This is a genomic window from Actinoplanes sp. NPDC024001 (assembly GCF_040638955.1).
Classification (GTDB): domain Bacteria; phylum Actinomycetota; class Actinomycetes; order Mycobacteriales; family Micromonosporaceae; genus Actinoplanes.
The window spans coordinates 1-13510 of record NZ_JBEZZB010000097.1 but is presented as its reverse complement, the minus strand read 5'-3'; the positions used below and the strand labels follow the sequence as shown (position 1 = coordinate 13510).

13 protein-coding genes and 1 riboswitch are annotated in these 13510 nt (G+C 72.1%); of the genes, 9 read left to right on the top strand and 4 right to left on the bottom strand.

What is annotated here, in order from left to right; translation table 11 throughout:
- Positions 1–83: 83 nt before the first annotated feature.
- Positions 84–740, bottom strand: coding sequence for a TetR/AcrR family transcriptional regulator (locus AB0F81_RS31580; protein WP_360203123.1), 657 nt, complete (start codon positions 738–740; stop codon positions 84–86).
- 96 nt (positions 741–836) lie between these two features.
- Between AB0F81_RS31580 and AB0F81_RS31575 the strand changes: the two genes are divergently transcribed.
- The 6 genes from AB0F81_RS31575 to AB0F81_RS31550 all read left to right on the top strand — a co-directional run bounded on the left by AB0F81_RS31575 (position 837) and on the right by AB0F81_RS31550 (position 7709).
- On the top strand, positions 837–2618 hold the full coding sequence (locus tag AB0F81_RS31575; RefSeq protein WP_360203121.1) for a long-chain fatty acid--CoA ligase: 1782 nt from the start codon (positions 837–839) through the stop codon (positions 2616–2618).
- 54 nt (positions 2619–2672) lie between these two features.
- A riboswitch (glycine riboswitch) is annotated at positions 2673–2763 on the top strand.
- Between the two features lie 127 nt (positions 2764–2890).
- A complete protein-coding gene (locus AB0F81_RS31570; protein ID WP_360203119.1) occupies positions 2891–4186 on the top strand; it encodes an L-serine ammonia-lyase in 1296 nt (431 codons plus the stop codon).
- A 144-nt stretch (positions 4187–4330) separates the two neighbouring features.
- On the top strand, positions 4331–4960 hold the full coding sequence (locus tag AB0F81_RS31565; protein WP_360203117.1) for a hypothetical protein: 630 nt from the start codon (positions 4331–4333) through the stop codon (positions 4958–4960).
- The gene (locus tag AB0F81_RS31560) at positions 4957–5958 is read left to right on the top strand and encodes an alpha/beta hydrolase fold domain-containing protein (RefSeq protein WP_360203116.1); all 1002 of its coding nucleotides are present in this window, start codon (positions 4957–4959) and stop codon (positions 5956–5958) included. Before AB0F81_RS31565 ends, AB0F81_RS31560 begins: the two co-directional genes overlap by 4 nt.
- Before the next feature lie 39 nt (positions 5959–5997).
- Positions 5998–7104, top strand: coding sequence for an S-(hydroxymethyl)mycothiol dehydrogenase (locus AB0F81_RS31555; RefSeq protein WP_360203114.1), 1107 nt, complete (start codon positions 5998–6000; stop codon positions 7102–7104).
- Positions 7101–7709 (top strand): MBL fold metallo-hydrolase, encoded by a 609-nt coding sequence (locus tag AB0F81_RS31550; RefSeq protein WP_360203113.1) that lies wholly within the window; start codon positions 7101–7103, stop codon positions 7707–7709. The genes AB0F81_RS31555 and AB0F81_RS31550 overlap by 4 nt, the downstream gene beginning before the upstream one ends.
- On the opposite strand, the gene AB0F81_RS31545 is transcribed toward AB0F81_RS31550, so the two are convergent.
- Positions 7706–8119 (bottom strand): hypothetical protein, encoded by a 414-nt coding sequence (locus tag AB0F81_RS31545; protein ID WP_360203112.1) that lies wholly within the window; start codon positions 8117–8119, stop codon positions 7706–7708. The genes AB0F81_RS31550 and AB0F81_RS31545 overlap by 4 nt on opposite strands.
- A 60-nt stretch (positions 8120–8179) precedes the next feature.
- On the opposite strand from AB0F81_RS31545, the gene AB0F81_RS31540 reads away from it, so the two are divergent.
- The 3 genes from AB0F81_RS31540 (at position 8180) to AB0F81_RS31530 (ending at position 12253) form a co-directional block, all read left to right on the top strand.
- The gene (locus AB0F81_RS31540; protein WP_360203110.1) at positions 8180–9412 is read left to right on the top strand and encodes an acyltransferase family protein; all 1233 of its coding nucleotides are present in this window, start codon (positions 8180–8182) and stop codon (positions 9410–9412) included.
- A 30-nt stretch (positions 9413–9442) separates the two neighbouring features.
- Positions 9443–10219 carry a hypothetical protein gene (locus AB0F81_RS31535; protein WP_360203108.1) on the top strand — a complete coding sequence of 259 codons (777 nt, stop codon included), beginning with the start codon at positions 9443–9445 and terminating at the stop codon, positions 10217–10219.
- Between the two features lie 180 nt (positions 10220–10399).
- Positions 10400–12253 carry a cellulase family glycosylhydrolase gene (locus AB0F81_RS31530; RefSeq protein ID WP_360203168.1) on the top strand — a complete coding sequence of 618 codons (1854 nt, stop codon included), beginning with the start codon at positions 10400–10402 and terminating at the stop codon, positions 12251–12253.
- 49 nt (positions 12254–12302) lie between these two features.
- On the opposite strand, the gene AB0F81_RS31525 is transcribed toward AB0F81_RS31530, so the two are convergent.
- Positions 12303–13046 carry an ABC transporter permease gene (locus tag AB0F81_RS31525; protein WP_360203106.1) on the bottom strand — a complete coding sequence of 248 codons (744 nt, stop codon included), beginning with the start codon at positions 13044–13046 and terminating at the stop codon, positions 12303–12305.
- Positions 13046–13510 (bottom strand): ATP-binding cassette domain-containing protein (locus AB0F81_RS31520; protein WP_360203104.1); only part of this gene is annotated, 465 nt, incomplete at its 5' end. The genes AB0F81_RS31520 and AB0F81_RS31525, both read right to left, overlap by 1 nt.

Sequence of the window (13510 nt, the reverse complement as noted above, 5' to 3'; positions counted from 1 at the left end):
GGACCCTGCCTGCCTGCCGCGCATTCGCGGACATCATGAAGGTACTCCATGGCTTGCGGCGCCGGCGGCCACGACCGGGCGGGTCACCGGGAGCCCAGCACCGCCGCCGAGACCCAGCGGAACATCGGCTCGCGCAGTGAGCGCAGGTCCGGCTCCGGGTCCTCGTCGAGCAGGTCGCAGGAGAGCTGGCGCAGCGCGTACAGGAAACCGAGGAAGGTCTCCACCGGCAGCGGCTTGAGGCCGCAGTCGCGGCCGACCCACTCGGTGTGCCGGTCGTGCAGGAAGCGGGCGATCCCGGTGAGCGCCTGCCGGCGGCGCTTGCGCGCCGGTCGGCCGGCGGCGTCCATCTCCAGCATCATCGCGCGGGTCACCACCAGGTCGGAGCAGATGGTGTCGAGGTACGCGTCGATGATCGCCGCGATCAGGTCGAGCCAGTCCTGTGGCTCGGCGGCCGCGGCGGTGACCCGCTCCAGCAGGACGGCGACGAACCGTTCGTAGGCGGCGTCGGCGCAGGCGGACAGGTCGGCGAAGACCGCGTAGAACGCCGTCCGGGACACCGCGGCGCTCTTGACCACGTCGGCGACGGTGACCGCGGCCAGCCCGCGGTCGGCGACCAGTTCGGTGAAGGCGGCGAGGATCCGTTCCCGATGGGCGGCTCGCACCGCGCCGGGGTCGAGGGCGTGGCGTCCGCGCGGGAGGTCTCGTTCCGGCGGGCTGAAGAAGACGACCGCCTCGCTCACGCCGCCATCGTCGCACGAGGGTCTGGAACTTGTAAGTACGGTGTCGTACCCTGGCCGCGCCTGATGTGACAGCCATCACTATCGACGGAGGCCGGAGTGGACGAGCTAGCCGCCTGGGAGCAAGCGCAGAAGTCGGCCCCGCCCTCGTTGGGTGCGATGCTGTACGACCGGATCGAGCGCACGCCCGGCTCGGAGGCCTACCGCTGGCCCGGGCCCGGCGGGGAGTGGCAGTCCGAGACGTGGGCGGAGCTGGGCCAGGTGGCCCGGGAGATCGCCGCGGGGCTGCTCGCGCTCGGGCTGCGGGCGGAGGACCGGGTCGCGATCATGTCCGGCACCCGGATCGAGTGGGTGCACGCCGACCTGGGGATCATGTGCGCGGGCGGGGCGACCACCACGGTCTACCCGACCTCGTCGGCGGAGGACGTCACGCACATCCTCACCGACTCGGGCAGCCGGTTCGCCTTCGTGGAGAACGCCGAGCAGCTGGCCAAGGTGCTCGACTCGCCGGTCGAGCAGGTGATCCTCTTCGACGGCGCCGACCCGTGCGCGATCACCCTCGACGAGCTGCGTGAACGCGGTAGGACGCTGCCGGCCGAGGCGGTCACCGCGGCCACCGCCGCGATCACCCCGGACCATCTCGCCACGCTGATCTACACGTCCGGCACGACCGGGCGGCCCAAGGGCGTCCGCCTGCCGCACCGCTGCTGGATCTACCAGGCCACCGCGACGCAGGCGACCGGCCTGGTCGGCCCCGACGACCTCGGCTACCTGTGGCTGCCGCTGGCGCACGTGTTCGGCAAGGCCCTCGGCGCCGCGCAGATCGCGGTCGGGCACCCCACCGCGATCGACGGTGACGTCACCCGGATCATCACGAACCTGCCCGTGGTCAAGCCGATGGTGATGCCCGCCGTACCCCGGATCTTCGAGAAGGTGCACGCCGGCGTGCTGGCCGCCGCGCACAAGGACGGCGGGGTGAAGGCCAAGCTCTTCGACTGGGCCGTCGGGGTCGGCCGCCAGGCCGCCCGCACGCGCCGCAACGGCGAGAAGGTGCCCGCCGGGCTGGCGTTCCAGCACCGGATCGCTGACAGGCTGGTGCTGAGCAAGGTGCGCGCCCGCTTCGGTGGGCGGTTGCGGTTCTTCCTCTCCGGCTCGGCCGCGCTGTCGGCGGACATCTGCGAGTTCTTCGACGCGCTCGGCCTCCCGATCCTGGAGGGCTACGGGCTGACCGAGACGTCGGCCGGCGCCTTCGTCAACCGGTTCGAGCACCTGGAGTACGGCACCGTCGGCCTGCCGCTGCCCGGCACCGAGGTCCGCATCGCCGAGGACGGCGAGATCCTGATCAAGGGCCCCGGCCTGATGGACGGCTACCACGGTTTCGACGAGAAGCTCGGCGAGTGGCTGCACACCGGCGACATCGGCGAGATCACCCCGCGCGGCTCGCTGAAGATCACCGACCGGAAGAAGGACCTGTTCAAGACCTCCGGCGGCAAGTACGTCGCCCCGCAGGTGATCGAGACCCGGTTCGCGGCGATCTGCCCGCTCTCCACCCAGATGGTGGTCTACGGCGAGGGCCGCAACTACGTCACCGCGCTGATCGACCTCGACCCGGTGGCCGTGCGGGCCTGGGCGAGCGAGCAGGGCGTCACCGGCGAGACCCACGCCGACCTGGTGCGCTCACCGCAGCTGCAGGCCGCGATCGACGCCTACGTGAGCGAGCTCAACACCGGGCTCGGCCGCTGGGAGACGGTCAAGCGGTTCACCATCCTGGAACGCAACCTGAGCGTGGAGGACGGCGACCTCACCCCGTCGCTGAAACTGCGCCGCCGCATCGTCGAGCAACGCAATGCTCACCTGCTCGACAAGCTTTACACCGGTTGACCGCGTTACCCTGGCCTGGATAGCGTCACCAGCGACAACCGAAGATTTCGCCGCTCAGCCGCTGCGGGAGAGCCCCCGGGAACGGGGCGCCGAAGGAGCAACTTCTCCCTCAGAATCTCTCAGGCCCACGTACCGCTGCGGTCAGGCGACTCTGGAAAGCCGTGCCGGTCCGCCGGTGCGCGCCCAAGGTGCAAACCGCGCTCGCGCGGTGAAGCTCTCAGGCCCCATGACAGAGCGAGGGAGGCCCACCCGCCGACCAGGGGAGCCTCCGCATGGCCGTGTCCGTCTTCGACCTGTTCTCGGTCGGCATCGGTCCGTCGAGTTCACACACCGTCGGGCCGATGCGCGCCGCCCGCCTCTTCGCGCTGCAGCTCACCGGCCTGCCGGTGACCGCCGTGCGCGCCGAGCTGTTCGGGTCGCTCGGCGCGACCGGCCACGGCCACGGCACGCCGCGGGCGGTGCTGCTCGGTCTGGCCGGTGAGGAGCCGGAGACGGTCGACACCACGCTCGAGCCGTCCACCGACGGCTTCGCGTTCGAGGTCGACCTGGTGCTGCACCGGCGGCGCTCGCTGCCCGAGCACCCCAACGGCATGACCTTCACCGCGCTCGGCGCCGACGGCGCCGAGCTGCTGCGCAAGACCTATTTCTCGGTCGGCGGCGGCTTCGTCGTCGACGAGCGGACCCGCGGGGTACGGGCGGACGACACCTCCCTGCCCTACCCCTTCTCCTCCGGCGCCGAGCTGCTGTCGCTGACCCGCGCGACCGGCCTGTCGATCTCCCGGCTGATGCTGGTGAACGAGACCGCCTGGCGCCCGGAGGCCGAGGTCCGTTCCGGGCTGCTGCACCTGTGGTCGGTGATGGCCGAGTGCATCGACTCGGGCCTGGACGCCGAGGGCGTGCTGCCGGGCGGGTTGAAGGTGCGGCGGCGGGCGGCGGCGACCGCCCGGCAGTTGCGGGCCGCCGGGAACCCGCCCGAACACGCGATGGAGTGGCTCACGGCGTACGCGATGGCGGTGAACGAGCAGAACGCGGCCGGCGGCCGGGTGGTCACCGCGCCCACCAACGGCGCTGCCGGGATCATCCCGGCCGTGCTGCGGTACTACCTGGACTTCGTGCCGGGCGCCTCGCCGGAGGGTGTGGTGCGGTTCCTGCTGACCGCCGGCGCGATCGGGCTGCTGTTCAAGGAGAACGCGTCGATCTCCGGCGCCGAGGTGGGCTGCCAGGGCGAGGTCGGCTCGGCCTGCGCGATGGCCGCGGCCGGGCTGGCCGAGGTGCTCGGCGGCACGCCCGAGCAGGTGGAGAACGCCGCGGAGATCGGTATGGAGCACAACCTGGGCCTGACCTGCGACCCGGTCGGCGGCCTGGTGCAGATCCCGTGCATCGAGCGCAACGGGATGGCCGCGGTGAAGGCGGTGACCGCGGCCCGGATGGCACTGCGCGGCGACGGCCGGCACCACGTCTCCCTCGACAAGGTCATCAAGACCATGAAGGAGACCGGCGCCGACATGAAGATCAAGTACAAGGAGACCGCCCGCGGCGGCCTCGCCGTCAACGTCATCGAGTGCTGACCGGCGCCGGCCCGAAGCGCGCCTCGCCCGTGGGGCCGTCCCGGCGCCAGGGCCGGCCCGCGATAGGCGACGTGGGACTGCTCGCCCGAGGCGACCCGGCCGTCAAGGGCGGCGTGCCCTACTGTCGGCGTCCATGGACGACGAGTGCGTGCCCGCCCGATGATCGTCGTGGTGAGCGGGCCGAGCGCGGCCGGGAAGACCACCTGGTGCCGTGCGCACCACGCGGAACACCTGGTCGAGGAGTACACGCCGGGCGGCGCCGAACCGGACGGGCCCGCGCCGGAGTTCTGGTGCGAGGTCAACTGCCGCCGGTGGCAGGAGGCGCTGGCGCGCGAGGCGGGCGCCGGGCTCGCGGTCTGCGACGACGATCCGATGAAGCTGCACTACACCTGGGCGCTCGCCCGACTCGGCCTGGTGGACCCGGCGGTCTGGCGGCGCGAGGTCGAGGTGAACCGGGCGGCGGTCGCGGCGCGGCGGCTCGGGTTCGCCGACCTCGTGCTGGTGACGGTGCCGCAGAGCGATGAGCTGCGGCGCCGGCGGGCGGCCGACACCACCCGGCGACGGCGCAACTTCGAGCTGCACCTGCGCATGGCCGGGCCGCTGCGGGAGTGGTACGAGGCGGTCGAGCGGGCCGACCCGGACCGGGTGCGCTGGGAGCTTGCGGCGGACGGGACGCTCGGCGCGGCCGCGCGGGCCGGGCGTTACGACACGGAACTGTTCGACGCGGTGGTCACCGAACTGTCGTCCGGGCGTACGAAAGGATGGTCCTCATGAACCGTGGTGTCGTGCTCGGTCTCGCCCTGCGGGTGGTGCGCGGCCTGCCGCGCCCGCTGCAGCGGGCCGTGCTGGGCCGGGCCTCGGCGGGCGAGCCGCCGCCGGTGGCCGACTTCGTGCGGATGCTGGAGATCGCCGGGGACATGCCGGAGACCGGGCCCACCGACGCCGAGCTGTTCGCCCGGTTTCCGCAGCTGGCGGCGGTGCGGGTCACCGAGCCGGCGATCGACGGCGTGCCGGCGCGGCTCTACCACGGCCCGGGCGCACCGCAGGCCGGCTTCGTCTGGGTGCACGGCGGCGCGTTCGTGAGCGGGTCGCTGCGGATGGCCGAGGCGCACTTCGTGGCGCTCGCCCTGGCCGCCCGTGGCATCGCGGTGCTGTCGCTGGACTACCGCAAGGCGCTGCACGGCGGGCACTTCCCGCAGGCGTCCGACGACGTGCTGGCCGGCTGGACGTGGGCCGTGCGCAACGCGGACCGTTTCGGAGTCGGCGTCGAGCGGCTGCACCTGGGCGGGGCCAGCGCGGGCGGCAACATCGTGGCGGGCGTGAGCAAACGGCTGCGCGACGGTGCGGGGCGGGCGCCGGCGTCGGTGGTGCTGGTCTATCCGGCGGTGCACCCGGAGCTGCCCGAGCTCTCCGGCGAGCTGCTGGCCGCGGTGCGCCGCACGCCGGGGGCGGTGAACTTCACGCCGGGCTGGGTGGCCGACATGAGCCTGCACTACGCGGGGGACGCGGATACGCTCAAGGATCCGTACGCGTTCGCGGCCAACGGCGACGTCGGCGGCCTGCCGCCGACGCTGATCCTCAACTGCGAGGCCGACACGCTGCGGGCTTCCGGCGAGGCGTACGCGGACCAGCTGCGCGCCGCCGGTGTGCCGGTGACCGTGCACCTGGAGCCGGGCGCCGCGCACGGGTGCGTCGGCGACCCGTTCACGGTGGCGGCGCGCAACAGCATCGACCGGATGTCCGAATGGTTGCTCGGTCAACCACTATCCTGACCACTTGACCGTCCGGCTGTGGCCGAAGGGAGCACGGAGATGCAGCAGGTGAAGGCCGTCATCGCGCGGGCGAAGGGCGCGCCGGTGGAGCTGGTGACGATCAACGTGCCGGATCCGGGGCCGGGTGAGGCGGTGGTGAAGATCCAGGCGTGCGGGGTGTGCCACACCGACCTGCACTACCGCGAGGGTGGCATCAACGACGACTTCCCGTTCCTGCTCGGCCACGAGGCGGCCGGGGTGGTCGAGTCGGTCGGCGACGGCGTGACCGAGGTGGCCCCCGGTGACTTCGTGGTGCTGAACTGGCGGGCGGTGTGCGGTCAGTGCCGGGCGTGTAAGCGCGGTGACCTGCAGTACTGCTTCGCCACGCACAACGCGAAGCAGAAGATGACGCTGGAGGACGGCACCGAGCTGTCGCCGGCGTTGGGCATCGGCGCGTTCGCCGAGAAGACGCTGGTCGCGGCGGGTCAGTGCACGAAGGTGGATCCGGCGGCGCAGCCGGCCGCGGTCGGTCTGCTCGGCTGCGGGGTGATGGCCGGTATCGGCGCGGCGATCAACACCGGCGCGGTGACCCGCGGTAAGTCGGTCGCGGTGATCGGCTGCGGCGGGGTGGGTGTCGCGGCGGTCGCGGGGGCGGCGCTGGCCGGGGCGAGCCCGATCATCGCGGTCGACATCGACGCCCGCAAGCTGCAGGCGGCCCGCAAGCTGGGCGCCACCCACCTGGTCGACTCGTCCAAGACCGACCCGGTCGCCGAGATCAAGCGGATCGCCGCCGAGACGTACGAGGGTGCCGACGGCGCCGACGTGGTGATCGAGGCGGTCGGCCGGCCGGAGACCTGGAAGCAGGCGTTCTACGCCCGGGACCTGGCCGGGGTGCTGGTGCTGGTCGGGGTGCCGACCCCGGAGATGAAGGTGCCGGACCTGCCGCTGATCGACGTGTTCGGCCGTGGCGGGGCGCTCAAGTCCAGCTGGTACGGCGACTGCCTGCCCAGCCGCGACTTCCCGATGCTGGTCGACCTGTACCGGCAGGGCCGCCTCGACCTGGACGCGTTCGTCACCGAGGAGATCGGCATCGAGGACGTCGAGGCCGCGTTCGGCCGGATGCACGGGCACGCCGAGCCGGTGCTGCGCTCGGTGGTGATCCTGTGAGCGCCGCGCGAGTCGACCACGGGGTGGTCGCCGGGACGTTCAGCCTGGACGGCGAGACGTTCGACGTGGACAACAACATCTGGGTGATCGGCGACGACACCGAGTGCGTGGTGATCGACGCCCCGCACGACGTGGACGCGATCCTCCAGGTGGTCGGCGACCGCCGGGTCACCGCGATCGTCTGCACCCACGCCCACGACGACCACGTCCGGATGGCGCCGGCCCTGCGCGAGCGCACCGGCGCGCCGATCCTGCTGCACCCGGCGGAGTGGCCGCTGTGGGAGCTGACCCACGGCGACGAGACCTGGTGGGACGTCGACCTCAACGACGGCGACCAGATCAACGTGGGCGGGACGACGCTGACCGTGCTGCACACGCCCGGGCACGCGCCGGGTGCGATCTGCCTCTACGCGGCGGAGCTGGGCCAGGTGTTCACCGGTGACACCCTGTTCCAGGGCGGGCCGGGGGCGACCGGCCGGTCGTACTCCGACCAGGACCTGATCGTGGAGTCGATCCGGGAGAAGCTGTTCAGCCTGCCGGAGCAGACCGTCGTGCACACCGGCCACGGCGCGGACACCACGATCGTGGCCGAACGCGACCGTTAGGACGCTCGCGACCGGCGCAGGACCCGGACTGCGCCGGTCGTCGCCAGCGCCCACACCACCAGGACCGGCTGGAAGAGCAGCCGGATCCCGCGGGCGGCGTCGGTGTCCATTCCGAAGCCGTCCTTCTGCTCGACGAACTGGGCGATGTTGCCCGGGAAGACGGCGACGAAGAACGCCGCGGTGATCGCCCCGACGATGCCGCGGGCCGGCTGGCGCCACACCGACAGCAGGGCGAGACCGAGGCAGATCTCGACCACGCCCGAGGCGAGGACGACGAAGTCGGCGTCGAGCGGCACCCAGGACGGCACCTGCGCCTGGAACTCCTCGCGGGCGAAGGTCAGGTGGCCGGTGCCGGCGAACCCGAGCGCCGCGCCGAGCAGGATCTGACCGGCCACGCCCAGGATGCCCATGCCGGAACGCTACCGCAGGCCGGTTGCCGTCTCTTGCGGGCGTGCGGCAGCATCGGCGAGATGACGCCCCGGCGCCCCGAGCTCGACGTGATCCGCCTGATCGTGGTGCTCGGCCTGGTTTTCTTCCACGCCGCGCTGGTCTTCGACGCGCGCGACGACTTCTACGTCAAGAACGCGCAGACCACCGAGGCGATCACCTGGCTGGCCGGGCTCGCCGTGGTCTGGGCGATGCCGTCGCTCTTCCTGATCGCGGGCTTCGGGTCGTGGCACTCGATGCGGCGCCGCGGCGTGCGCGGTTTCGCCGGTGAGCGGCTGCTGCGGCTCGGTGTGCCGCTGCTGTTCGCAACGGTGGCGCTGTTGCCGCTGCCGCAGTGGCTGCGGCTGAAGGCGGCCGACCCCGGTTACGCCGAGTCCTATCCGCGGTTCCTCACCCGGTTCTTCGACGTCCACCTCAGCTTCGCCGACTTCCCGTTCCTGGTGCGGGGGGAGCACTTCGAGAGCGGTCACCTCTGGTTCGTGGTGCTGCTGCTCGCCTTCTCGCTGCTGCTCAGCCTCCCGGCGGCCGCGCTGCCCGCCCGCCACGCTGCCCGGGCCCGCGACCTGATCGCCGCGACCGTCGCCCACCGCGGGGCGCTGCTGGTGCTGCCCGCCGTCCCGGTCGCCGTCGTCGGCGCCCTGCACGGCATGGAGGAGCCGTTCGCGGGCTGGAGCCGCTGGGCGTACCTGCTGTTCTTCCTCTACGGTTTCGCGCTGGCCGCCGACGACCGGATCCGGGCCGCGATGCGCCGGGAGGCGCGCGCCGCGGCGGTCGCGGGCGTCCTGCTGTTCGGCGCGGCCGGGGCGGCGCTGAGCACCGCCGAGGGTGAGCCGTTCACCGACATGACCGGCCACGCGGTTCTGGCCCGGGTGCTGTTCAGCCTGGCCGGCTGGTGCTGGGTGGTGGCGATCCTGGGCCTGCTCGACCGGCCCCGGCCCGAGCGCGCCGGGCCGCCCGGCCGTGACCGGCGGATCTACGGCTACCTCGCCGCCGCCGCCCTGCCGCTCTACATCCTGCACCAGCCGGTGGTCGTGACGGTCGCCTACGTCGTGGTGCGCCTGCGGGCGCCGATCGCGGTGAAGTACCCGATCATCGTCGTCGTCTCCTTCCTGATCATGTTCGTCCTCTACGACCTGGCCGTCCGGCGCACCCGGGTCACCCGGCTGCTGTTCGGAATGCGGGCGGGGGATGCGCGGACGAGGGAAGAAGTGGACGGTCGGCCCTTCCCATCGTCCGATTCGGAGACGAGGATCTGATCACGGCCCGTGCCGGACTCGGTGCTCGCAGTGATCATCGGTCGGCCGGCGCCGGGAAGGGGCTGGGTGCTCTCCGACGAGAACAGAGCCGCCGTGCCGTCGCCGCCGTCGCCGCGGGCGCCGCGCCCGGGGCGGTCGTCCGGCCCCGACGCGCTGTCGATGATCCGCCGGTCCGTCCTCGTCAACGCCGATCACGCGCTGCGCACCCTGCACCGCCATGAGGACTGGGATCCGCCGGTCCGCGCGATGCTGCTGGCCGAGACCCACCTGCGGCTGCACTGCGTCGGCGCCGACCCGGCGGTCCACCTGAGTGAGGCGGCCGGCGCGGCCCGCTCCGCGCACGCGATCGCGGTGGTCGCCGGTGACGTCGACGAGCGGCTGTTCGCCTCCAGCGCGGTGCTGGCCGACGTCGCCTGCTGCGGCGAGGATCCGGCCGCCGTCGCCGAGTGCACCGAATATTTCAAGCTCGCCGCGGCCGCGCACGACGAGGTGCGGGCATACTGTGCCGCTGCGATGCGGGCGGTGGCCCAGTTCCACTGGCTGGACTGCGTGGCCGGCCGGACCCTGCTGGAGACCGTCCACCGCCGTTGCCTCGACTGGGCCGACGGCGCCGACTTCGCGCAGATGGTGACCGACGCCCTGACGGTCATGGCGCTGGCCTGCGACGGGCCGGGTTACCGGGTGGACGTGCGGTCCTGGGCGCCGGTGCCGGGCGGGATGCTGCATCCCGACGTGCTGCACCCGCCGGTGCGCTATCTGACCTCGCGGCTGCGGCGCCGGCTGCCGGCGCACACCTGCGGCGCCTGAGAAACAAGGTTTCTCGAAAGGGTTGTCCCAGCGCGGCAGACATTACAAGATGTCGATGGGAGCGCTCCCACCGCTCCTTCCCGTTCCCCCATCCTGAGGAGTTCCACCGTGCTCGACCGAAAGGGAAGGAAACGCCTGGCCACGGCCGCCACCAGTCTGGCGCTGGCGGTCACCGGCCTGATGGCGCCATCGGCGCCGGCGGCCGCCGCCGTGCCGGCCAACGACTGGCTCCACGTGCAGGGCAACCAGATCGTGGACGAGGCCGGCAACCCGGTCTGGCTGACCGGCACCAACTGGTTCGGCTTCAACGCCTCCGAACGGGTCTTCCACGGCCTGTGGTCCGGCAACATCACCGAGATCACCAAGTCGATGGCCGACCGGGGCATCAACATCGTGCGCGTGCCGATCTCCACCCAGCTGCTGCTCGAGTGGAAGGCCGGCACGTTCGGCACGGTCAACGTCAACACGTACGCCAACCCGGAGCTCACCGGCAAGAACAGCCTGCAGATCTTCGACTACTGGCTGGAGCTCTGCAAGCAGTTCGGCATCAAGGTGATGCTGGACGTGCACAGCGCCGAGGCCGACAACTCCGGCCACGTCTACCCGGTCTGGTACAAGGGCTCGATCACGCCCGAGCTGTTCTACCAGGGCTGGGAGTGGGTGACCAACCGCTACAAGACCAACGACACGATCGTGGCGATGGACATCAAGAACGAGCCGCACGGCACGCCGAACGACACCCAGCGCGCCAAGTGGGACAGCTCCACCGACGTCGACAACTGGAAGCACACCGCGGAGACGGCGGCCAAGCGGATCCTCGCCATCAACCCGAACGTGCTGGTGCTGGTCGAGGGCCAGGAGGTCTACCCGCGCGAGGGCGAGACCTGGAGCTCGCCGAACACCGACCCGGACCTGTCGCCGAACTACTACTACAACTGGTGGGGCGGCAACCTGCGCGGCGTCAAGGACCACCCGATCAACCTGGGCGCCAACCAGGATCAGCTGGTCTACTCGCCGCACGACTACGGGCCGCTGGTCTTCAATCAGCCGTGGTTCGACAAGCCGTTCGACAAGACCACGCTGACCAACGACGTGTGGCGGCCGAACTGGTTCTACCTGCATGAGAACGGCACCGCGCCGCTGCTGATCGGCGAGTGGGGCGGCCGGCTCGGGCAGGACGCCCGGCAGGACAAGTGGATGACCGCGCTGCGCGACCTGATCGTGGAGCACCGCCTGCACCAGACGTTCTGGGTGCTCAACCCCAACTCCGGTGACACCGGCGGCCTGCTGCTCGACGACTGGAAGACCTGGGACGAGCAGAAGTACGCGCTGCTCAAGCCCGCGCTGTGGCAGCACGCCGGTAAGTTCGTCGGCCTCGACCACCAGACGCCGCTCGGCGCCAACGGGATCAGCCTGGGCCAGCGTTACGGCGACGGCGGGGGAGAGGGCGACAGCACCGCGCCGTCCGTGCCCGGTCAGCCGGCGGCGAGCAACGTGACCTCCACCGGGGTGCGGCTCACCTGGGCCGCGTCGACCGACAACGTCGGCGTGACCGCCTACGACGTGCTGCGCAACGGCACCGTGGTGGCGACCGTCTCGGGCACCAGCTACGACGTCACCGGACTGACGGCGGCCACGGCGTACACCTTCAGCGTCCGTGCCCGGGACGCCGCCGGCAACGTCTCCGCGGCCTCGCCCGGCCGCAGCGTCACCACCGCGACCGGCGGCGGCAGCGGCGACCAGGGCTGCACCGCGACCTACAAGACGGTCAGCGCCTGGAGCGGCGGCTTCCAGGCCGAGGTCACGGTGCAGAACACCGGCACCGCGGCCTCCACCGGGTGGACCGTGACCTGGACCTATCCGAGCGGAACGACGCTCGGCTCGGTGTGGAACGGGGTGTCGTCGACGCCCGCGGTGACGGTGCGCAACGTGGCTCACAACGGCGCTCTGGCGGCCGGTGCGAGCGCCACGTTCGGCCTGATCGGTTCGGGTGCGAACGCCACCCCGGCCAACCTGGCCTGCGCGGCGTCCTGAACAGGGTTCCGCCCGCCGCAGCCCGAGGGCGGCGGGCGGAACCCCGGGCCTAGACGTCGCGGCGGCGGAACACCAGGACGGCGGCGAGCAGCAGGAGCAACGGCCACAGAGCGTACGCGAGCCAGGCCTGGGTGGCCGTGGCGTAGATGTCGCCGACGGCGGACGGCGGGCCGTACGACTGGGTCAGCCGCTGCCACGCCGGGACGAGCATGGCGTGGTTGACCGCCCTCGTCGCCTCCTGGTGGGTGCCGGCCAGCTGCGGAGCCAGGACCAGCAGCAGAATGCCGCAGACGTAGACCGTGCCGCCGTGCCGCAGCAGCACCGCCAGGCCCAGGCCGACCAGGGCACACACCGGTGCGATCAGCGTCGCCGCGAGCAGGGCGGGCACCGTGCCGGGCAGGGCGAACGACACGTCACCGAGGATCAGCCCGGACACGGTGAACCCGGCGAACGCCATGATCGCCCCGGCGACCGTCCAGAGTGCGGCCAGCACGGCGGCCTTCGCGAGCACCAGCTCGGCGCGGGCGGGCACCGCCACCGCCGTCGCGCGGATCAGGCCGCTGCTGTGCTCGGTGATCATCGTGGTCGCGCCGAAGCTGGTGGCCACGATGATCAGTGCCAGGTAGCCGGCCAGGGGGAAACCGTCGCTCAGGCCGTACTCGTCGGTGGGGGACTTGGTGTGCGCGGCGAAAGCCGCGGCAGCGACCAGGACCAGCGCGGTGAGCGCGAGGGTCCACCGGGTCGAGGGCAACGCGCGCAGCTTGAGCCACTCGGCGGCGATCAGGTCGCGCATCACGCACCCCCGGCCCGGTAGTCGACGCTGGCCGCGGTGAGCTCCAGGAACGCGTCCTCCAGCGAGCCGGACGGACCGGCCAGCTCGGACACCGGGCCCTCGGCGAGCAGCCGGCCGCGACCGACGACGATCACCTCGTCGGCGGTCGCCGCCATCTCGCCGATCAGATGGCTGGACAGGAACACCGTGCGGCCCTCGGCGGCGAGCCGGCGGAACAACCCGCGGGCCCAGCGGACGCCTTCCGGGTCCATGCCGTTCACCGGCTCGTCGAAGATGAGCACCGGGGGATCGCCGAGCAGGGCGGTGGCCACGCCGAGCCGCTGCCGCATGCCCAGCGAGTACGTGCCGACGCGCCGCCCGGCGACCTCGGTGAGCCCGACCTCGCCGAGGACCTCGTCGACGCGCCGGCGCGGCAGGCCGTTGCCGCGGGCCAGCGCGGCCAGGTGCACCACGGCGGAGAGGCC